General features: G+C 40.2%; 16 protein-coding genes. 7 read left to right on the plus strand and 9 right to left on the minus strand.

Translation table 11 applies throughout. The features are described 5' to 3' along the window. Positions 1–154: 154 nt before the first annotated feature. The gene (locus AB657_RS16570) at positions 155–2,644 is read right to left on the minus strand and encodes a zinc-dependent metalloprotease (protein ID WP_047247519.1); all 2,490 of its coding nucleotides are present in this window, start codon (positions 2,642–2,644) and stop codon (positions 155–157) included. Between the two features lie 201 nt (positions 2,645–2,845). Next, positions 2,846–4,276 (minus strand): SLC13 family permease, encoded by a 1,431-nt coding sequence (locus AB657_RS16575; RefSeq protein ID WP_047247520.1) that lies wholly within the window; start codon positions 4,274–4,276, stop codon positions 2,846–2,848. A gap of 450 nt (positions 4,277–4,726) precedes the next feature. On the opposite strand from AB657_RS16575, the gene AB657_RS16580 reads away from it, so the two are divergent. Further along, complete coding sequence (locus AB657_RS16580; RefSeq protein ID WP_047247521.1) at positions 4,727–7,825, plus strand: SusC/RagA family TonB-linked outer membrane protein; 3,099 nt, start codon at positions 4,727–4,729, stop codon at positions 7,823–7,825. Positions 7,826–7,829: 4 nt separating this feature from the next. After that, positions 7,830–9,284: a RagB/SusD family nutrient uptake outer membrane protein gene (locus AB657_RS16585; protein WP_157491788.1), complete on the plus strand. Its 1,455-nt coding sequence runs from the start codon at positions 7,830–7,832 to the stop codon at positions 9,282–9,284. A 120-nt stretch (positions 9,285–9,404) separates the two neighbouring features. On the opposite strand, the gene lysS is transcribed toward AB657_RS16585, so the two are convergent. Further along, positions 9,405–11,096, minus strand: coding sequence for a lysine--tRNA ligase (gene lysS, locus AB657_RS16590; protein ID WP_047247523.1), 1,692 nt, complete (start codon positions 11,094–11,096; stop codon positions 9,405–9,407). Between the two features lie 219 nt (positions 11,097–11,315). Between lysS and AB657_RS17900 the strand changes: the two genes are divergently transcribed. Genes AB657_RS17900 through lipB form a run of 3 tightly spaced genes read left to right on the plus strand, consistent with a single transcriptional unit; the run spans position 11,316 to position 12,966 of the window. Next, positions 11,316–11,471 carry a YqaE/Pmp3 family membrane protein gene (locus AB657_RS17900; RefSeq protein WP_010518549.1) on the plus strand — a complete coding sequence of 52 codons (156 nt, stop codon included), beginning with the start codon at positions 11,316–11,318 and terminating at the stop codon, positions 11,469–11,471. Between the two features lie 12 nt (positions 11,472–11,483). Continuing rightward, entirely contained in the window at positions 11,484–12,221 is a 738-nt protein-coding gene (locus AB657_RS16595) for a hypothetical protein (protein ID WP_047247524.1), read from the plus strand. A gap of 28 nt (positions 12,222–12,249) precedes the next feature. Continuing rightward, a complete protein-coding gene (lipB, locus tag AB657_RS16600; protein ID WP_047247525.1) occupies positions 12,250–12,966 on the plus strand; it encodes a lipoyl(octanoyl) transferase LipB in 717 nt (238 codons plus the stop codon). A gap of 27 nt (positions 12,967–12,993) precedes the next feature. On the opposite strand, the gene AB657_RS16605 is transcribed toward lipB, so the two are convergent. From AB657_RS16605 to AB657_RS16625, 5 genes are all read right to left on the minus strand, one after another. Next, entirely contained in the window at positions 12,994–13,581 is a 588-nt protein-coding gene (locus AB657_RS16605; RefSeq protein ID WP_157491790.1) for a collagen-like protein, read from the minus strand. 105 nt (positions 13,582–13,686) lie between these two features. Continuing rightward, positions 13,687–14,892, minus strand: a complete 1,206-nt coding sequence (locus AB657_RS16610) for an outer membrane protein assembly factor BamB family protein (RefSeq protein WP_157491792.1) — start codon at positions 14,890–14,892, stop codon at positions 13,687–13,689. 110 nt (positions 14,893–15,002) lie between these two features. Continuing rightward, positions 15,003–15,569: a collagen-like protein gene (locus AB657_RS16615; protein ID WP_047247528.1), complete on the minus strand. Its 567-nt coding sequence runs from the start codon at positions 15,567–15,569 to the stop codon at positions 15,003–15,005. A gap of 94 nt (positions 15,570–15,663) precedes the next feature. After that, positions 15,664–16,698 (minus strand): Kelch repeat-containing protein, encoded by a 1,035-nt coding sequence (locus AB657_RS16620; protein ID WP_157491794.1) that lies wholly within the window; start codon positions 16,696–16,698, stop codon positions 15,664–15,666. 70 nt (positions 16,699–16,768) lie between these two features. Further along, positions 16,769–17,872 (minus strand): YncE family protein, encoded by a 1,104-nt coding sequence (locus AB657_RS16625; RefSeq protein ID WP_157491797.1) that lies wholly within the window; start codon positions 17,870–17,872, stop codon positions 16,769–16,771. A gap of 408 nt (positions 17,873–18,280) precedes the next feature. On the opposite strand from AB657_RS16625, the gene AB657_RS16630 reads away from it, so the two are divergent. Next, on the plus strand, positions 18,281–18,850 hold the full coding sequence (locus AB657_RS16630; RefSeq protein WP_047247531.1) for an RNA polymerase sigma factor: 570 nt from the start codon (positions 18,281–18,283) through the stop codon (positions 18,848–18,850). Positions 18,851–18,854: 4 nt separating this feature from the next. Continuing rightward, positions 18,855–19,592: a tetratricopeptide repeat protein gene (locus AB657_RS16635; protein ID WP_047247532.1), complete on the plus strand. Its 738-nt coding sequence runs from the start codon at positions 18,855–18,857 to the stop codon at positions 19,590–19,592. Between the two features lie 3 nt (positions 19,593–19,595). On the opposite strand, the gene AB657_RS16640 is transcribed toward AB657_RS16635, so the two are convergent. Then, on the minus strand, positions 19,596–22,367 hold the full coding sequence (locus AB657_RS16640; protein WP_084696450.1) for a CHAT domain-containing protein: 2,772 nt from the start codon (positions 22,365–22,367) through the stop codon (positions 19,596–19,598). Positions 22,368–22,413: the final 46 nt, after the last annotated feature.

Genomic DNA, 22,413 nt, shown 5'->3' on the forward strand with positions numbered 1-22,413 from the left:
TTTGATTCTAAGCTATGAAAAGATATTATATAAAAAAAGCCCATTGTTGTAAAATGGGCTCTTTTTGATGGCAAAATACCATAAAATGTGGTGTACAAATTTCAGGTATTTGCTTTTAGGTTGTTTTTTATATCTACTTTACAAACATAGAGTGTTATTTTGGTTCCAAGATCAAGTCTATTCTCTCTACAATATCTTGTAAATGATATTTGCTCATACGGTCAGAAGTTCTTCCTATGGCATTTCTGGCATTTCTTTTTATAATGTTCAGTTCTGCCCTGGCGATAGATCTAATATCTGACTGGCTCGTGTTTACGGCGGTAGACTTTTGGTAGCCCCCAAAGTCAGGTTTTTTGGACTGATTTTCAGCCGTCATTAAATAGGCCAGACGATCAATATGTGCTTTTTGGAGATTTCTTCTATAGGTGTCTATTTTCTTGCCAGAAGAAAGCTCGGACCATATACCCTTTCTCAAATCATCCATCATATCTATTAAACTATAGGCTTCATTGCCGTTTAAAGCTTCATTTTCTATAAGACGGGCCATTTTGCCAAGGCTTAGAATATTGTCCAAGGTACGTACCTGTATTCCTCGTATGCGCTCTACGAATCCTGAATATTGGGTTTTGCCGAATATTTCTGAATCTAACAGCCATTCTGGGGTCTGAAACAATTGTTCCTGTAAGAACGCCATACAATTGGCTTGGTGGTCTTCTGGTACATGTGTGTATACGTCACCTTCTTGGTCATAGGTTTTATGGTGTTCGTAGACTCCTCCGATGTTGTTGGATACGTGACCCATGTATCTATTGAACTGAGAAATTACTTGTCCGTATAATGTTTCGAGGTCATCGTAATTCTTACCATCTTCTTTGGTCCATTCTATTAAATTGGGAACAATACGTTTTAAGTTGGCAATACCATACTCACTTGCCTTAACTGCATTGTCGCCCAAATCTTCGGTTTGTGAACTGGGGTCTACGATATCTCCCACTTGTTGGTGTCCAAAACGATATAGTGGGTCTCCCGCATGTTCCAGTATCCAACTATCCAAAATAGGTTTTTCTTCTTTGGCGTCTTTATCTAAAATAGGTCTGTATCCCCATTTAATGGCGTATTTGTCGTACACCCCGATTCCGGGCATTAAAGCAACACCTTCGTCCCCAGGTTGGGCTACATAGTTAAAACGTGCATAATCCATTATAGATGGTGCTGTTCCATATTTTTTTGTGAAAGTGGCTGACCTAAGTGAATCCACAGGATAGGCAACACTGCTTCCCATGTTGTGGGGCAGGCCTAATGTATGGCCTACTTCATGAGATGAAACAAAACGTATTAAACGTCCCATGACCTCTTCGTCGAATTCTACGCTCCGAGCCGCCGGGTTTATGGCTGCGGTCTGAACAAAGTACCAGTTTCTAAGCAAGGTCATTACATTGTGGTACCAATTTATATCGGATTCTAATATCTCACCGCTTCTAGGGTCGCTAACGTGCGGTCCGTTGGCATTTGGAATGGGAGAGGCCAAGTATCTTACCACGGAGTATCTTACGTCTTCGGGAGACCAATCTGGATCTTCTTCGGGAGTTGGAGGGTCTTTCGCAATAATGGCATTTTTAAAGCCAGCTGCTTCAAAAGCAACTTGCCAATCTTCGATACCTTGTTTTATATAAGGTACCCATTGCTTTGGTGTAGCCCTATCTATATAATAAACAATTTGTTTTTTGGGTTCTACAAGTTCCCCATTTTTAAATTTTTCCAAGTCTTCGTCTTTCACCTCTAGTCTCCAGCGATCCAAAAAGGTTACTGTCTTACTTTCTTGGGCGTCCAGGCCATAGTCTACTTGCCCTCGAGTGAACCATCCTACCCGACGGTCAAAATACCTCCTTTTCATGGGTTCTTTAGGTAGTAAAACCATCGAGTTGTTTATTTCTATGGAAATGGAGCCTAAACTTCCATTACTTGGTGGTGCACTCGCCAAATAGGTCTTAACGTGTCTGGCCTCTACATTTAACGGGTAACTTTTAATACTCTCTATAAAACTCCTGCTATCGTCTAAACGAGAAACCTTGTATCTTTTTCTGTATGATTCGGGTAGGCCCAGGGCCTTGGTATCCTTGGTGAAAATATCATCCACTGCTATAACCGTAGCAGGATTTAGGGAGTCTTTTTTAAAGGCTTTAATGTCAAAAGCGTAAAGAACAGGTTCAAAATTAGAATTTACCACAGCTTCGTGTACGGGGAGCGAATCTGCTGCGACCACATCGTGTGATACAACCCGTAGCAATACCTTTTTGTCCTTCTTTTCCCAGCGGAGCACCTGGGTATTTATTTTCCCCCCGCCAAAACCGATTTTAGATGCGGTTTTAGAAATACGGCTTACCATTAACATTTCCCTATTAAAAAGGGAATCGGGTATTTCGTAATAATATTTGTCCTCTACTACATGAACGTCAAAAAGTCCTTTATCGGTTTTGGCATCTTTGGTAATGACTTTGTCGTAAGGTTTTATTTTGTCTTTGCTAGGCTTCTCGGAAGTATTCTCCGTTTTGTTTTTCTTCTTTTTAAATATTTGTGCATCAGAAGTTTGGTAGCTGAGTGCAAAAACTAAAATTAGTAATGGAAATAGTGATTTTTTGATCATTTTTTTTGAATAGTTTGCTGAGTTTGCTAAATTTCAAAGTACTGAAAAATTAATTTAAGGTATTGTTAACGAAATCATAAGCATAAATTGTAACATTTTACTTTTTATACAGTCCATTAAAGGGGAAATATCATTTTTGTTTCTGAATTAGTTAATTATAAGGCCCTTACATGTACAAGGGTCTTATTTTTTTAGATACTGTTAAAATAATAAAGGGAGAACGAATTGAAACAACCCGATCAATAAAACAATGGCAATGATATTTAGTAGAAAACCTACTCTGGCCATCTCGTAAACCTTAATATATCCGCTGGCAAAAACAATAGCGTTTGGTGGCGTGGCCATGGGTAACATAAAAGCACAGCTGCTTGCCATGGTTATAGGAATGAGTAAATGTTCGATCGGTAGTCCCAGTCCTAAAGCTATACCGGCAACTACCGGGGCCAATACGGCTACCAAGGCAACATTGCTCATAAGCTCGGTCATAAACAGCATTAGAAATATCAATAGGCTCGCGGTAAAAAGAATACTTATTTCACTTTCCGCAATAGTAGAGGCGACTAGGTCTACAATGCCGGTAACCGACATTCCTTTTGCTAAAGCCAAACCGCCACCGAACAATACAAGAATGCCCCAGGCCAGGTTTTTGGTGTCTCGCCAATCTAGTATAAAAAGACCCTTTTTAATGCTAAAAGGGATCGTGAACAACGCCAAGGCGGCAAAAATACTTATCATCGCGTCCGATATTCCCAAATTAGGAATGATCGAATTTATTACAGTTCTAAATATCCATAAGAAAGTGGTAATGCCAAAAATGACCAGCACCATTTTTTCTTTTCTAGTTGCGGGTCCCAATTTTTGTAACTCATGGTCTATGATAGATTTAGAGGCGTTAAATTTAAGTCCCTTATTGGGGTACATCAATTTTACAAGAGCCAAATAACAGATAGATACCATTATAATGGAGAAGGGGAGGCCAATGATCATCCATTTTAGAAAGGAGATTTCTATGTTGTACTCATTTTCCAATAGTCCGATAAGGACAGAGTTTGGTGGTGTGCCGATAACGGTGGCAATACCACCGGCATTTGCCGAAAATGCGATTCCGAGCATAACACTTAAGGCAAAGTTGCGGTCACGTTTCGTAAATCCATCGGTATCGTTTACCAGTAATTGAATCACCGACATGGCTATAGGCAGCATAACCACTGTACTTGCGGTGTTGCTTATCCACATACTTAGAACTGCGGTAGCTATCATAAAACCGAGTACCACTTTGTTGGGGGTGGTGCCCGTGATTTTTATGATGCTAAGTGCAATTCGTTTGTGCAGGTTAACCTTTTCTAGGGCCAAAGCCATTACAAACCCTCCAAAGAATAAAAATACAATCGGGCTGCCGTAGTTTGCCCCCACCTCTTCCATGGGCATCACCTTTAAAAGAGGGAATAGTAATAAAGGTAGTAAGGCGGTTACCGAGATGGAAACAGCTTCTGTAATCCACCAAACGATCATCCAAATCGCAATTGAAATTACGGGGTCTCCCTTTTCGGAGACAAGCTCAAAAGGTAAAAGGTTGGTTATAATAAAAATGGTAGGCCCTAAGGCCAAACCGATTTTTTTGCTTAGTTCCATTAAGTCCTAAGCTATGCTTTTTTGATAAAATTTAAAAATATAAACCTTGTAGGTTGTTTTTGCAATCATTTTGATTTGTGAAAAGTTGAAGATTTATAGTAGATAAATAGGGGAAGAAACTAACCTGGGTCTAAAAAGGGTGTTGTGCAACATTTGGGTGATACTGTGTTCGTAAACTCTTCGTTCAATTGTTCTTTTTTAGGTTTGTTTCTCATAAAATAACCGTATAGTTTTTTCTCTTGTTCTTCTGTAGCTCAAGGCAATTGTGATGAAAATTAATTTGATATAACAACAATTTTACTGTAGTAAAATTATATTCTTTTCAATAGCTATATAGTCATTTTAAGGGTATTTTATTTGTTGGGTATTCTTAAATTTTTACAAAATCTAATTTGCATTATTAACGGTAAATTATGATTTTAGATACCCTAAAATTCAAATAATTTAACTATGAAAACTAAACTTAATGGATTGTTAACGCTATTCTTGGCGTTTGTTGTGCATACATCCTATGCACAAGACAAGACAATTACCGGTACGGTTAAGGATTCCGAAGGCCTTCCGCTGCCCGGTGTTAACATTGTTGTAGAAGGGACCACAAAAGGTACCCAAACAGATTTTGATGGAAACTATGCCATCAAAGCAACTCAAGGGCAAACGTTGCTCTTTACTTATATTGGGCAAAAGACCACAAAACGGGTTGTCGGGGCCGGCAACGTAATCAACGTGCAGATGGAAGAAGATGCACAAGCCCTTGATGAAGTGGTGGTAACGGGTGTCGCGGGTGCCACCAATGTGAAGAAACTCTCAGTAACGGTGGCTAAGGTAACTGCAGATGAACTGCAGAATGTTCCGGCCGCTTCTGCAGCCAGCGCGCTTCAAGGTAAAGTTTCCGGTGTAACGGTGACCAATCTTGGTCGTCCTGGACAAGGCGCCAATATTATTCTTAGGGGAGCCAAAAATCTTTTTGGATCTCAAAGTCCTTTGGTCATCGTTGATGGTGTTTTTGTAGAAGGTGGGCTTTCGGATATAAATGTTGATGATATAGAGTCATTTGAAATAGTAAAAGGGGCTTCGGCTTCTTCTCTATATGGATCACGAGCAGGAAATGGTGTTATAGTGGTTACAACCAAGAAAGGGAAAGAGGGCAAGACCCAAGTGACTATTAGGTCAGAAGTAGGTTTTTCTGAGCTTGGCAATAAAATGGATATCAACAAGTCACATCATTACGTGCTGGCATCGGATTATGAAAATTACTTAGGCCAGTTTACAAAATATGAAGGAGTGACCTACCCAAGTGGTTATCAAGGGGTGAGGGTCCCAACCGTTGTTGGAGCCAGAATAGAGGAAGATGATTTGTACTCCGATAATCCTTATGGGGTTTATCATGATTTTCAAGATGAGTTCTTTAGAAAAGGCTTTAATCAGACAATTTATACCTCGGTGTCTTCGGGTAGTGAAAAATCGCAAACCTTTTTCTCGTACGAACACACCGAAAATGAAGGTATTCTTATAGAAACCGAAGGTTATGCACGAAACAGTTTTAGGCTTAATACCGATTTTAAAATTAATGATTGGCTTAAGTTTTCTGCATCCAACCTTTTTGTTAAAACAAAAGATTATGTTCCTACGGGTGATAGTGGTTTGTATAGGGCGGCCACCCGTGTAAGTCCTGATGCCAATGTTTTTGCGGACAACCCCGATGGGCAACCTTATTACTACTATCCAGATCAATGGCAGTCAGAAGTAACCAATCCATTGTATTATCTAAGTACATATAATCGTCTTGCAAGACAGCAACGTTTTTTGGGTGGATATAACCTAAATATTAAACTTGCCGATTGGATCAACTTGGATTCTGAGTATTCTTTCGAGAAAAGGGACTATCGGTATACCACATATAGACCTTATGAAACCTATACGTCTTCTGGAGATGACGAACTTGGTTTTGAATATTCAAAAGGGTCGCTCTATAAATTTTCATCCTATGGATTGTCGCAAAAAGCTCAGTTCACGGCCAATATAGCTCAAAAATGGGGTGAATTGAACCTAAAATCAAAGTTGAGTTTCTTAATGGAAGATAGGTATTACGAGAATTACGATGCCTCTGGATATGACTTTCTTTATAAAGATTTGCCGACAATGGATAACTTTGATACTTCTACCATTTCCTCTTCTTCCGATAGCCAAACCGAACGTGCTAAAAACTTTTTTGCCATCGTTGGCTTAGATTATAAGGATAGATATATTCTTGACGGAATGTTTAGGTATGACGGTTCGTCACTTTTTGGAGAAAACGAAAAATGGGCGCCCTATTACAGGATTTCGGGAGCGTACCGAATTAGTCAGGACCTTCCTATTAAAGGAATAGACGAACTAAAAGTACATGCGTCTTACGGAACTTCGGGGCAGCGTCCAGGATTTAATTGGCAATACGAACAAACAGGTATTTCCGACGGTAGTCTTTCAACCGATAGATTAAAAGGTAATCCGGATTTGAAGCCCTCTAGAACCTCGGAAATGGAAGTAGGCTTAAATCTAGACTTTTTGGACAATAGATTCAGGTTGGAAGCCAACTATTCAAAATCGGAAACAGAAGACCAATTCATGAAAGTTGATTTGTTTTCACCAGCCAATGCAGGTAAAAACAAACAATGGCAAAATGTGGGTACTGTAGCGTTCGATACATATGAAGCATCGTTACAGGTAGATGCTATAAGGAACGATAATACCAATTGGACCCTTGGGTTTAATTTTGCCACTACCAAAAATGAAATTAAAGAACTATCTGTATCTTCTATGAAAGTAGGACCGGACGATCTTTTCTATATTAATGAAAATGAAGAGTTTGGTAGCATGTACGGAAGAAAATTCGTTACTTCTTTAGAAGAAATGGAAAATCAACTAGGGGCCGGCGAAAGCATATCGGACTATGTGGTAAATTCTGATGGTGTGGTAGTTTTGGCCTCATCTGTTGGAACCGAAGATGAAAAGGGAATTATAAAGTTAAACGAAGACGGTTCGGTCGCATATGAAAAAATCGGTAACCAAAATGCGGATTTTCAATTAGGGATTACCTCTAATTTCTCATATAAGAATTTTGGGTTCTACATGCTTTGGGACTGGAAGCAAGGGGGTGATGTATATAACCGCAATTATCAGTGGAACACCATTGATTTAAGAAGTGCTATTGTGGACCAAGCTGGTAAACCGGTAGACCAAAAGAAAACAACAACATATTATGCGTCTCTTTATGATGTTAACCAAAATAACGCTTTTTGGGTAGAGGATGGTTCTTTTGTGAAACTTAGAGAGGCATCTTTGTCATACACTTTGGATAAGAAAGCATTGGACAATGTTGCCGGAGGATTTTTTGACTCGATAAAATTTAGTTTGATCGGTAGAAATCTATTAACATTTTCCGATTATAAAGGATGGGACCCAGAGGTGGCCCAATATGACAGTGAAACATTACAGTACTATTCTGTGGATTATGGTGTTTATCCTGTTCAAAGAGCATATTCTTTTTCACTACAATTTAAATTTTAAACAAATGAAAACTAATAAAATACTTGTCTTATTTTCACTCATGGCCTTTTTGATAGGTTGTGATGATTTTGACACTAATTTGGATGTTGGAAATCCGGAGAACCCAAATGATGAGATATTGGCAACAGACCCTGTTGCTCTAGAGTCAACTGCGGGAACCTTGATCAATAACTGGTTCCAGACCACCCATAGTTATGATAGTCCTGTGTTTGCCATGGCTACCATGTCAGATGTTCTAACCTGTTCATGGGGTAATTTTGGAATGCGCGATACTTCAAGCGAACCTAGGGTAGCTTTTAACAATCAAGGTAGCTATGGAAATGCAGTTATAAATGAATCTTTTTTTAACTCCATGTATTCTATTCTTAGTGATGCCAATACCATTATGTATGCCGTAAATGCAGGAGTTGAATTTGAAAACCCCGAGGCTGTGGCCGCCCTTGGCAGATTTACACAAGCTATTATTGTGGGATATTTGGCCATGACCTATGATCAAGTGTGGCTTTCTGATGAAAATGGAGTGCTCAATGAAGGAGAATCTGTTGGTTACAAGGAGGCAATGGACTATGCGATAGGTAAATTGGACGAAGCTATAGCCATAGCGAACCAATCCTCTTTTACACTGCCTGAAACTTGGGTTCCAGGAATGACCATAGATAATTATTACTTGGCCTCATTGATGAATTCCTTTGGTGCACGGATGCTTACTATGAATGCACGAAACTCTACAGAAAGGGATGCTACGGATTGGGAAAAAGTCTTGGAATATGCCAATAATGGTATAACAGTAGATTTTGCCCCTCTAGCCGACGATGTGGTCTGGTATGATCTATATAAGACCTATGCTGTTTATACCGGATGGGCCAGGGTAGATATGTATGTTATAAATCTGATGGATCCATCAACGCCCGCATATTGGCCAGAAGATGCTACGGTACTTCCAGAATCTACCAGTGCCGATGCAAGATTGACAACGGATTTCGAATATCTTTCATCTCAAGATTTTAATGCCGCTAGGGGAACATATCACTATAGTAGTTATAGATACAGCAGATATGACGATTATATATCTCAATGGACTACTCCTATGCAAGAGTTTGTTGTTTCTGAAAATGACATGTACAAGGCAGAAGCATTATTAAGACTCGGAAGGTATGAAGAAGCCGCAGAGGTGATAAATTCAGGGACCAGGTCTACTAGAGGTCAGCTGCCAGATATTGGAAATTCTCCTGAAGAAATTGCCGATGCAATACATTATGAGCGGTTGGTAGAGTTTCCATTTACAGGCTATGGGCTTAATTTCTTTGAAATGCGTAAAGAAAATTTATTACAAAAAGGTACAATGCTACATTTTCCAGTTCCTGGGACAGCTTTGGCTGCAATACCTGCGGAGTATTATACTTTTGGAGGTACATCTGGCGAACCTGGTGTTGACTATTCCACCGGAGGTTGGAGATAATCGTATCCTTATAATAAGGTAATAGTAAAAGAGCCGCATTAAAAAATGCGGCTCTTTTTTATATAGTACTATATGTATTTTAACAAGATGGGTGGCTTTTGGGTATTCTTAAAAAAGAACCTACTCCTCTAGTTTTACCAACAGAGATTCTCCTTCTTTAAATACCTTGGCCAATTTGTGTTTGGTGAGTCCCTTAATGCTTTTATCCCATCCTTTGTTACTTAATCCCGATTGTGATTTTAGCTCCGACAAAGGCATGGTCTTTTCTTTCTTAAGGATGTCAAAAACTGCTTTTTCGTTTTCAGAAAGTTCAACCTGTTTTTTCTCTGGCCTCATTTGGGGAAAGAACAATACCTCTTGTATAGACGAATTGTTGGTCATTAACATTACCAAACGGTCTATACCTATACCAATACCAGAAGTAGGGGGCATACCATACTCCAATGCCCTAATAAAGTCTTGATCTATGAACATGGCCTCGTCATCTCCTTTTTCCGATAGTCTCAGTTGCTCTTCAAAACGCTCTCTTTGATCTATGGGGTCGTTTAGCTCAGAGTAGCAGTTGGCCAGTTCTTTTCCGTTTACCATTAACTCAAAACGCTCCGTTAATCTTGGGTTGTCTCTATGTTGTTTTGTCAACGGGCTCATTTCTTTTGGGTAATCGGTAATAAAGGTGGGTTGTATGTAGTGGTGTTCGCACTTTTCTCCGAATATCTCATCGATAAGTTTGCCGACACCCATAGTTTCGTCTACTTCGATTCCCAATTTTTTTGCGGTTTCACGTAGTTCCTCCTCGTTCATGTCAGAGACATCTATGCCGGTATGTATCTTAATAGCTTCCAAAATAGGAACCCTTGCGTACGGAGCCTTAAATTCTATCTCATTGTCACCGACTTGTAATTTAGAGGTTCCGTTGGCGTCAATAGCTATTTTTTCCAAAAGTTGTTCCGTAGTCTCCATCATCCAGTTGTAGTCTTTATAGGCTACATAGAGTTCCATCACGGTAAACTCGGGGTTGTGGGTACGGTCCATGCCTTCGTTTCTAAAATCCTTGGCAAATTCATAGACCCCATCAAAACCACCGACGATCAATCTTTTTAAATAAAGTTCGTTTGCAATTCTCAAGTATAACGGAATGTTCAATGCGTTGTGGTGGGTAAGAAAAGGCCTAGCTGCGGCACCGCCCGGTATGGGTTGCAGAATAGGTGTTTCTACCTCTAAATAACCACGTTCGTTATAAAACTCCCTGATACTGTTGGTTATTTTGGTTCTTTTTATAAATGTCTCCTTAACCTTTGGGTTTACTATAAGGTCCACATATCGTTGGCGATACCTAAGTTCGGGGTCGTTAAATTCATCGTATACATTGCCATCGGCATCTACTTTTGGTAGTGGTAACGGTCTTAATGCCTTGCTCAGCATTTTAAATTTTTTGACCATTACTGTCTTTTCTCCCACTTTAGTGGTAAATAGCTCGCCTTCAATACCAATAATGTCACCTATATCCAAAAGCTTTTTATAGACATCGTTATAAAGGGTCTTGTCGTCACCTGTACAAATTTCATCTCTGTTGAAATATACCTGAATACGGCCTTCGCTATCTTGAAGCTCTGCAAAGGAAGCCTTTCCTTGTATACGTCGAGACATCAGCCTACCGGCTATGATGACCTTTTTTCCTTCAACATAATCGGTCTTGATACTTTTTGAAGTGGCATTTACAGGGTACAATGCGGCTGGGTAAGGGTCTATGCCCATTTCCCTTAATTTGGCCAATTTTTCTCTTCTTACAACCTCTTGTTCGGATAACTGCATGCTATACTATTTAAAGCCGCAAATATAGGTAACAATGCATTAATCTTTAAATTGTGGAAGAACAAAAGAGTGAATATGATCTATATTGTTCTTGATAAATGTTGCGAAGATGATGCACGTACGTAAGGGCTAAAAAATTTATCCCGTTTAAACCATGTTCTGTAACAAAACCAATATTTTTACGACCTATATAGTACATCAATCAAAATTATAATCGCAATGAGTTTAATAAGAGTCTTATTGGCTATTTTATTTCCGCCCCTTGCCGTAATCGGAAAAGGTTGTGGGTCGTTTCTAATTGTCTTACTTTTGACTTTTTGTGGCTGGGTACCGGGGGTTATCGCCGCATTGGTCATATTAAACAATCCTAATTAGAACAAATTTTAAATGAAGTTATCGAACGTATTGTTGGCGATTTTTATGGTCGCTCTATTTGTCGCATGTAATTTTACCGAGGAAATTTATATCAATGAGAATGGAACCGGGAAAATGAGTATATCTTTTGATGGTAGTGAAATGATGCAGATGCTACCTTCCAACGACTCTACACAACTGGAAGAAGCCATAGATTCAACCTTGGTGTTCAGAGATTTGTTTCGTGAGAAAAAAGACAGTATTGCCCAACTTTCAGAAGAGCGTCAAGCAGAGCTTAAAAAATTGGAGCCTTTTTCAATGCACATGAAGATGGATCCAGATAACGGTGTTATGAATTTTGATCTCTTTAGGGACTTTAAGAATGTTTCTGAGGTAAACGATGCCTTTAATACCTTTCAAAGTGCCAGTGCGATTGGCCCAAGTGCAGGAAGTAAACCAATGCCGCAAAATCCTTCGAACGGAGCTACACAGGTAAATTATACGTTCAAAAAGAATACGTTTACAAGAAAGTCGGAAATAGTGGACAGGGAGCTTTTTAACAAAAGTATCGATAGCCTTGACAGTGCCGAGATGTTTTTATCCGGATCAACCTATACCTTTAAATACCATTTTCCAAAAAGGGTGAAATCTACAAATCTAGACAATGCAACTTTTTCTATGGATGGCAAAACCATGGTCTACGAAGTTAATTTTTTAGAGATGCTCAAAGATCCCGAATCTATTTTTATAGAGGTAGAATTGGAAAAGTAAAGAAGGGTTCATTTCGTATCTTTGTCGCATGAACAAGAAGGTGTACCACAAAGATCTTGGGGTCAAGGATTATAAGGAAACTTGGGATTACCAAGAGGAGCTTTTTCAAGAGACCCTTAATTTAAAGATAAGGAACAGAAGAGAGGATCTGGATCTGGAAACTCCCAACCATTTTTTGTTTGTAGAACACCCCCACGTATATACTTTAGGAAAGAGCGGAGATATTAAAAATCTGTTGGTGGATGAGAATCAGCTAGCGGCAAAAGGGGCCAAATTCTATAAAATAAATAGGGGAGGGGATATAACCTATCACGGTCCCGGGCAGATTGTAGGATACCCCATTCTAGACCTCGAAAATTTCTTTACCGACATACATAAATACCTCCGTTTACTGGAAGAGATGGTCATTTTGACCTTGGAGGAATATGGATTGAAAGCGGAGCGTTCAAAGGGAGAGACCGGGGTTTGGCTCGATGTAGGAACGCCATTTGCCCGAAAAATATGTGCCATGGGCGTACGTGCCAGCCGTTGGGTGACCATGCACGGCTTCGCGTTGAACGTAAATGCCGACTTAGGGTATTTTGATATGATGATCCCATGTGGTATTAAAGATAAGGCAGTAACTTCCTTGAATGTGGAGTTGGGTCAAAAAGAAATTTCGATGGATGAGGTTAAGGAAAAATTGCTTAAACATTTTGCGGCGCTTTTTGAGGCGGAAATCATAAAACAAAAAACCACGACCTGAGCCGTGGTTTTTTGTTTTATGATTTCTTTAGTTCAGTCCGAAATTATCCATCAATTCATTGTAAGTCATTTTACGATAATCGATACCTGCATTTTTGGCCGCAGTTTCATCATTTGCAGATATTAAGAAATACTGTAAGCGTGTGATGTTAGCATTAAGCTGCCCGTCCGATTCAAACGAGTAGATGCTTATCTGATTTGACTCATAGGTGAAGGTGATAATTTCCTCTTTTCCGTCTGAATAAGTATAGTTATACGTCATCGGGTACCATATTGACTCGCCAAAAAGCTGAAAAAAGACTAGCACTAAGGTATTATCGACAGATTCTTCATTCAACAACGGTTCTTCTATATCTATAAAGTTTGCTGAAGTACCTAAATAACTTCCCGATTCCCACGCGGGAACGGGGTCAATCGTTCTCACTATGACGTTGGCATTGCCATCCTCACCAGCGGGGCCTTGGGGGCCTTGGGGGCCTTCGGGTCCTTGCTCCCCTTGAATCCCTTGTTCACCTTGGGGTCCTTCGGGTCCGGTATCGCCGTCCTTGGAGCAAGAAGTGGTCAATAGGGCGAGGCCCATAATCATGCATGATAAAAATCTCAATGTAGTTTTCATAATATTTAAAGTTTGTTTTCCTTTTATGGAATGTGGGCCAAAAGGTTAACACTTCGTTGCAAGATTTGGAATGATAGGGTATGTGTACCTGGCCAGGACCATGCCCTACTGATAGTAATCTGTTGGGGTAATAATTAAATGCGGATAGGCTGTTTGACCAAGTTCTAGTTCCCATACCAATGTTTTGGCGGAAATATTGATCAAAACGATGTAGGTTTTGTTTTGATCTCTTATGGTGTTGAATAGCAATTGATACTTGTCGAAGAAATAGTATTTCGTATAATCGGAATCCCATTCTTCATTGATGGGGTAGGTAAAGGAATCTAGTTCTTCCCCGCTAAAAATATCAAGGGTTTTTGTGACAATGGCCGAGCTCTCTTCCTTATAGCTAAGATAAACCGTATCGTTGGATAGGTCTATGGCCGATGCGTATTTTCCCGTATAGGCGTGTTCCCAAATAAGGGATCCGTCGTTTTTGTCAATACTGTAAACGGTCTGGTCACGGGAGTAAAAAATAAATTGGTTGCCACTTTCATAACCTCCTAGAACATTCGGGCTTCCGGTTTCAAAGGTCCAATTCTCGTTCAAATCGGCATCCAAGGAAACGACACTGTTGCTCCAGGTCATTACGATTATCGACGACGAGCCACCGATTAATTTTGATATCCTATCGGTGAAGGGGATTCTTTTATCAATGTGGCCAGTACCGGGATCTATGCTTAAAATTTCCTGGGTGCTTGAACCGAGGCTCAATTCGACAATTATTTGGTCTTGGTAGGAGGTAATCTTCCTCACCTCATCAGTCAGTTCAATAGTCCAATAAACATCACCCGTTTCACGATTTAGCGCATCGAGATAAAAGGTGGAATGATAGGTTGTGGTATTAATTGCACTATAGCCAATAAATACCGCGTTTTGATATACCCAAGTGGCGCCAATTTGATAATACTTGTCGTCGTCTTTTACATAGTCTTTGGTCCATAGGGGCTCTCCGTTAAAAGTGTCTTTTCCGAGGAGTGTCTTGGTTCCGTTGTATGCGCCTTGCGTACAGATGAAAACACCGTTGAATTCATTACAATGATAAGAATCCAGAGTGGTGAAGGATTTGATCTGCTGATTGTCCTTTAGGTCCAATTCGGTAAAAAGATTGTTGCTACTGATCCAAATGCTTCCTTCGATATCGTTTCCGGGATCTTCTATTTCTTCCACAGTTTCTTCGGTTTCCTCAAAATCGTTGTTATCGTCCTTTTTGCAACTTGCAAAGACCGTAAGCAATAGAAGTATTCCCATGAAGGATTTAAAGGTTTTCATAATAATTGAAATTTATGTTTACATTTTTATGTTAGGGGGTGTATCAAGGTTAACATATGGGCATAGAAAAACCCCGGGCTCGGCCGAGGTTTCTATCCGTTTAAGTTTTTTTAATAAGTTTCTTTGGCAATTATTTTTCCGCCGTACCCACCTGGGTCTAGTAGAACTCCGCTTGAAGTGCCGGAAGGAGCCGTTTGAACATATACTTGTATTTCATGGGTTCCAGCCGGTAGGTCATCAAAAACATCAAAAACAGATACAAAATCTGTTGTATTACTAGAAGTTATTGCAGCGAGACTTTGCAATGAACCGACCTCGCCATTTATTCTAGTAGATACTTTAATCCCATTAGCCCCGGAGAAGGTTCCTGAACCTACCCTAGAATTTAGTATGACCTCTATTCTAGTATCGTCGAATTCCTTTTCAATGGTTAAAACAGGGCCAATAGGAGCTGCTGTTGTATTGGCATCTATCGATGCGGTATTTAAATTGGAACGTTCAAAATAATTTGAGGTGGGCGCAGAATCACCTTGTGGTCCCTCAGGTCCTTGAAGGCCTTGCTCTCCCTGTGGTCCTTCTGGTCCAATAGGGCCGATGTCGCCTTCTTTTGTACATGAGGTGGTCAACAAAGTAATACCTAAAAGTAAAAACAGTGTACTCTTGATTGTAGTTTTCATAATTATATTATTTAAGATTTTATCCAATTAATGGTGAAGAAAAGTAGAGGTTAACATAAGGGTACAAAAAACCGGTATTGGTCTATTTTTTTGTCTATAAACTCCTTAAAGTGACGATTTCACCAATGGGTTCGCGTGTATTAAAACCACCAAAGATCCAAATGGCCCCATCATAGTTAAGGCTGGCGAATTTGTTCAGTGGAGTAGGTGACGGGCCCAGATCGGTATATTGGGTCCAATCTTCCATATTGTCGGAATAATATAGATCTGCATAGGGTCCTGTAATAAGGCCCATTCCGCCAAGAATCCACACTTTATTGTCATATACGACTGCACCATGATGATACCTATCGGAAAAAACATCTCCCGAAAGGGTTAGGCGTGTCCATGTTGAACCGTTGTCACTTTCCCAGATTTCATTGTAGGCGATGCCTTCGCCTTGCCCTCCTATAACATAAAGTTTGTCGTTAAACACAACGGTTTGGTGAGCTTCTCTCGGAGGAAAGGGGTCGGAGGTTTCTAAATTCCATGAAGTACCATCGGTGGTGGACCATACTTCTGCCTTTAAAGAAGATGTTCGATTTACCCCGATAAGGAACATTTTTCCGTTAAAAACGGTAAGTGAGGGGTAAAACAGATGTCCGAACGGAGCATATTCCAGTTGTTGTGTCCATGTTTCCCCGTCAGAGGAAGACCATACATCATCGTATTCGACCCATATAGGGGTATCGGTATTTATACCTCCAACCATCCAAATCCGATCATTGAAAACGGCAGTTGCATGTCCCCTTCTGGCACCAAATTGGTTAGAGGTTACACTTCGCCAATTAATACCGTTGTCACTATACCAAATATCACTGTTGCAATAGGGCAAGCTATAACTATTATAACCACCAATGGACCATATTTTGCCGTGAAACTCTACCATTTTATTGTCATAAAAACTACCCATTTGGTCTTCATGGGTCTCAACGTTGATTTTAAGGGAATAACTATCGTCTTTAGGAAAACCTTTGGTGTCTTTTTCTTTTTGGTCGTAGTCTTTGACCTCGCCGATCAGGTCTTTCTCGCATGAACAGAAAATACCGATCAATACCGTGTAAGCCATTATATATTTTAGAACTTTCATAATATGTGGTTTTAGTTTTTTTGTGATGTGATAGATCTACTCGTTTATGTGATCGTTTAAAAGGTAGGGGTTAGATGGACAGGTCCAATTTTATTAGTTTCCCATCATCGCCACGGTGGCCGTAAATCCAAAAATTGGATCCGTCATAGGCTATCCCAACAATGGATACATCTGGAACGACATAAGAATTTACCACAGTTAGCCCGTCAGTAACATCACATTTGTACAACATGCCTTCTGCACATACATATAAATAACCATCTTGGTAATCTAGTCCGTAAGGTCTGGTATCTCCCAGTTCAATGGTTTGCTCAATGGAAACAGTGCTGTAATTATATAGATACAAAGTTCTTTCGTTACCGCTGGCGGCCCAAATTTTATTATAATCAACGGATGCTAATCCGTAGATCCAAGCCCCTAGGTCTAAAGACTCATCTATGTAGGTGTTGTCAGATTCTCGGTAGATAAAGAACTTAGAATGGCCGTTACTGCTTTGAAATATATATTTACCAGAACTGTCATATTTTTCTACTTCTACTTCTACGGCAAAGGCACTTCGGGTGGTCGTAATGGTGCCCTCTAGGGCAAAGGTTTCGGGGTTTACCAACCCTATATCTTCAACTTCATAACCGTTGCCGACCAAAATTTGGCTCCCGTTCCAGGCGATATCCACATCTTCGTTCCAAGGTGCGTCTCCTTCCTCTAAAATTGTTAGTTCTTCTACCCAATCGTTGTCATCTGCCGTTTCGCTTCTAATCAAGTTTATAAAACCGTCAGGAAAATTCATGACCAATTCATCATCTGTTAATGTGTAATTCGCCAAAGCTGATCCATAACCATAATTTATAGTTATCTGGCTGTTTTCTTCATCATTGGTATAATTGGCATTATCAAGGCTTTTGAATCCCAATTCGTTTTCATTGAGAATTACTAAGGTGTTGTCGGTATTAATTATAAAATATTTGGCATAATCGTAATCATAAAGATTAGTGGAACTAACCGACCAAGAACCATCAATTTGTGGGGTTTCCTCAATAGGGGGTTCTTCAACGGGTGTTTCTTCGGTGGGTGTATTTTCGGCTATAGGTTCGGGCGAATCATCATTCTTGCTGCAATAAATGAATAATAATGATGTTAGGGCCAAAACCACGGAATAAATTCTTGAAATTTTCATAATGTAATTTTTATAGATACGCCCTTTTATGAAGAACATGGGCAAAGGTTAACAAGCGAATAAAAAAGAATGGGTGGTTAGGGGTAGACTATGCTAGTAATAGAAAAATATATATCCATATTGTTATGGCTAGGGCAATGATCAAAATTCTTTTTATGATCTCTAATTTCTTATAGGTTTCCATGGGTATATTTTTTTAGGTGTGTTATAATGTATGTCTCAATGAGGTGTAGGTTAACATTGATGCTAAAAAAAATATAGGTCTATGTTTTGTTTTGAATCTTGTAATGGGAATACTACAAAAACGTTATTGACAGGGAGTTATGGGGGCTATTGGTGGAAATCAGATCTAAAAAAGGTTAAATTAGCTGTTAATGATGTTAACCTATTCAATTCCTGATTATTAAAGTGGCAAAGACAGATAAAGATATTACGCTGGAAGAACTTAGGTCGGGTTCTGAAAAAGTGCTTAAAAAGATATACGAGGAGAACCGGGCCAAGTTTCTGAATTTTGCCAGACGCTATAATCTTACCGAGGATGAAAATATAGATATCTACCAAGATGCCTATATCGTTTTTTATGAGAACGTAATGAACGGAAAATTGGAAAAATTGACCAGCAGTGTTTCCACCTATTTGTTCTCTATAGGTAAATATTTAATTTTTGACAGAATGAGGAAGAATAAAAAATCGGTCTCAGGAAGTTATGATCTCTCAAAAGTAGGGGATTCCGATGTGCAGATCAATGCTCTTGAACTCGATAGCCCAGACCTTACGAGAGAACAAAGGTTGCTCAAAGAACACTTTAAAGGTCTAGGGGCTAAATGCCAAGAATTGTTGACGCTCTTTTATTACCGCGGTCATACCATTCAAGAGATTATGGAAAAAGGTAATTATAACAGTGAAAATGTGGTGAAAGCCGCTAAATCCAGATGTATGAAAACGTTGAAAGAACGCATCCAAGGAAAAACCTACTAATGTCATGGACAAAGAACAACTACTATACAATTACTTTGCTAACCGGCTGACACCGGAACAGGAAAAAATGCTTGATCAACTTTTGCAAACCGATAGCGAATTCAAGGAACAATTTGATTTTGAAAATGACCTAAAGCAAGTTATTCGGAACGAGGAAGCCCAAGACCTTAAATCTAAATTAATACGTTTTGAGGAAGAGATCCAGAAGGAAAGACCTGCGGACAAGCCGATACGGGGCTATCGAAAATGGGCCCTAGCGGCCTCTATTGCTTTGGTAATTGGTTTGGGGTGGATAGGATACAATGCGTTTTCCGGGCCCGATTACAGCGGTCTGTATGAGGATAACTTTCAGGAGTACCCGAACACGGTCTATGCCATTACTAGAGGCGAGCAAACCGATAATTCGTTGGAGCGTAAGGCATTTGTTGCCTATGAGACCAACGATAACGTACAGGCGATAACTCTTTTTACGGAGTTGAAGGAAACCGAAAACACCGAGATTGTTAACTTTTATCTTGCACAATCGTACCTAAAAAACAAACAGCCCGAAAAGGCCATTCCGCTTTTAAGTGAAATTATTGGTAAAAAAGGGGAGTTTGCTCCGCAGGCCATGTGGTATAATGCATTGGCTTGTTTAAAGACGGGCAAGAAAGATAGGGCGGTGGATCTGCTCGATGACCTAGAGGCCGATGGCAGGTATAAAAAGGCAGAAGCCGTTGCTTTGTTGGAAGAGCTCCAATAAAAATCAAGAGGACCTATTTCCCCTTTTGCCCCCCCAATAGACAATGAGTAGCAGTAAAACGCCAAGAACGGCCCAAATGAGCATTTGCCACGGACGATTCGTAATTTTGACGGGGGTGTTGTCCCCAATGATAATCAATGCGCTCCAATAGGCGGGAGAAATGGAGCTGCCCCGATAACGCTCAATATAATCGATTTTGGCCCTGCGAAGAGCAGCTGATTTTGTAAGTCCTTCACTAAGGCCCTTGTAAAAAGTGGTCATCAGTTCCTTACTGCTCTTGTCATTGGTAGACCATAGGGAAGAGACCACGCTTTTTGCTCCGGCATGAAAAAAACCTCGGGCCAGGCTCATGGCGCCCTCGCCCTTTTTTAATTCACCGATAGAGGTATTGCAGGCGCTCAAAACCAACATATCGGCCCGGTTTTTTGTCGCGTACACTTCTTTCAAGAACATTTTTTGGTCACTAAAGGCTATCCAAGGGTCACTGTCCTCGCCGATGTCGGCATGGGTAGATAGATGCACTATGTTATAATCGTTTACCTGTTCTAAAAATCTTGCTTTCGTTGCTTCTTGGTTCATCAACTTTTTTCCGGAAAATATTCTTTCCGCTTCTTCCACTTCAGATTTACTGAACATAAGTTCTGGAAGTCCCAGAGTGTTGAATGTTACAGGGGCTATGGCCAACAATTCGTTTTTGGCCTTACTGGAGACCTGTTTTTTGGCGTTGAGGTACGACATCGAATAGGCATAGCGGATTTCGGTATCCTCAATGAGGTAGGTGGGTCCATCGAGGTCCGTGACAAAGGCTTCAAAAGGAATCTGTTGTAGGATGTAATCGGTAACCAGGGTCAGTTTTTTGCCTTTGATCGCCTTATGCACGGTCTTGGGCACCAATTGGTTGAAAATTTGGTGAGATAAGGTGTTGAAACGAGTTAGCTCGTCTCGGCTGGTGGTCAGGTCGGTCAATTGGCCATAGAGTTGTACCAATCTCTCGTTTAGGTTTTTTACATTCCCTAATTTAAAGAATGTGGTTTGCTCCCTTGATGTAAGCAAACCGTATCCTTGTTCTTCGTTAAGGATATATTGGAGTACGGCTTCGTCTTCCGAAATGTAATCGGATATAAAATTTTTGTAGGGTAGCAAATGTGCCTGTTTTTTTATGGTGGCATAGTCGGGAAAGGCCGTGGCCAGTGAATCTGCGAAAGTGTTATAAATTCGTTTGCTTTCATATACCCGTTGCCTAACGGAATCAAGAGAACTTTCAGAGGTAGGCTCAAAATTTCTTAATTCGTTTTCAGATAAATAAATGTCCTGTTTAAGCTTAAACTCCCGCTCCGATACGTCTTGGGGTAAATTGGCCATTTCCTTGGCTTGTTCCGCACTGATATCCTCCATGAGCAAAAGGGCCTTGTTCCGCTCCATAAAGTAGTAGGCCGCTTCGGGCAGGTCGAGCAAATAACATACCTCTACCGCCTTTGAATAGAGGTTGGCCCCCTTTTCCCTCCAAAAGTATTTAGACTGGTTTTCGGTACTTTCATTTCGGATCAGGTCGATCAACCGATCGGAAAGACGGAAAGTGGAAAGTGCATATAAAAGATAGGCTTCCCTAGGCTCTTCCTCATAAAAGCGTAACCAACCGTTGGCCTTGGTAACCAAATGGTTGAGTAAAAATATTTTTTCGGAAGCCACTTCTATTTCACTGAGGGAAGGCAAGTTTGTAACTTCAACGGGATCCGATTTATTGATCGACCAATAAATGGCCTTTTGGTAGTTGTACATTGCCTTGTCAAAATCTTTCTTGGCCATATAGAGGTCACCCAAATTTTCGTAGGGAAGCGAGTAGTTGGGGTCGTGGTCGATTGAAGTTTGCAAATACTTCTCAGCCAAATCAAATCGTTTTAATTTAATTTCGGAGAAACCTAGGCTGTTATATACCCGGGCAAGTTCGTTGGGGTATAGGTTGAGCGAGTCCGATAGTACCCTTTTGTGAAATTTTATGGCATTTTCATAGTCGCCAATTTCAATTAACCTGTTGCCCTGGGTCTGGTTGATCCGGTTGTTGTAGTAGCTTTCGCTAATGCCGGATCGTTTCAATAGCGAATCTGCCTTTGAAAGATTGGTGCGGATATCATCTGAAAACTGGGCGATACCCATTAGGGAGAAAATCTCGGCCTTGATAATATGGGCATCGATGAAATTCTCGGTTATTGTAGAACTGTTGTTGGAAATTATAATTTCATCAAATTGCTCCAGTGCCTTGTAAAAGTCCCCGATCTCAAGATAGATGTTACCCAGTTCAACCTTGGCATTTTCTATCTTATCGGGATCTTTACCGTTTTGCAATAGAAAAAGATAGGCTTTTTCGGCTTTGAACACTTCTCCTTTCAAATGATGGAAGGCACCTAGGTTATAAGCGGTTTTTTCCATTGAACCCACTGGAAGGTTATCAAGGTTCTTTTTTATGTCCAAGGCCTTTTTCGTATAGTCAATGGCCTTTACGAGGTAGGGAAGGCTACCGGTATTCCACCAGTTTTCATAATACCATTGGCTCGCAACATCATGATAGCAATCGGCAAGTTCCCGGTCGTTTAGGCGGGCCTCGTTATCCTCAAAAAATTTATCGAGGCTGTTTTCTATGCCCTCCTTGGCCTGTCCGCTTTCAATTATTTGAAGCAATTGGTCGTGTTGCGATATACCAACAATGGGAAATAGGAAAAGCAGCATAGGTATGCACCAAAAAGCAGGAAACGAAAAGAGAGGGCGTTGCTTTGACATTTTTTGACCTATGGATGCCACAAAGTACAACAATTGCACAATGTAT

The organism is Maribacter thermophilus, assembly GCF_001020565.1.
GTDB classification, from domain to species: Bacteria; Bacteroidota; Bacteroidia; order Flavobacteriales; family Flavobacteriaceae; genus Maribacter; species Maribacter thermophilus.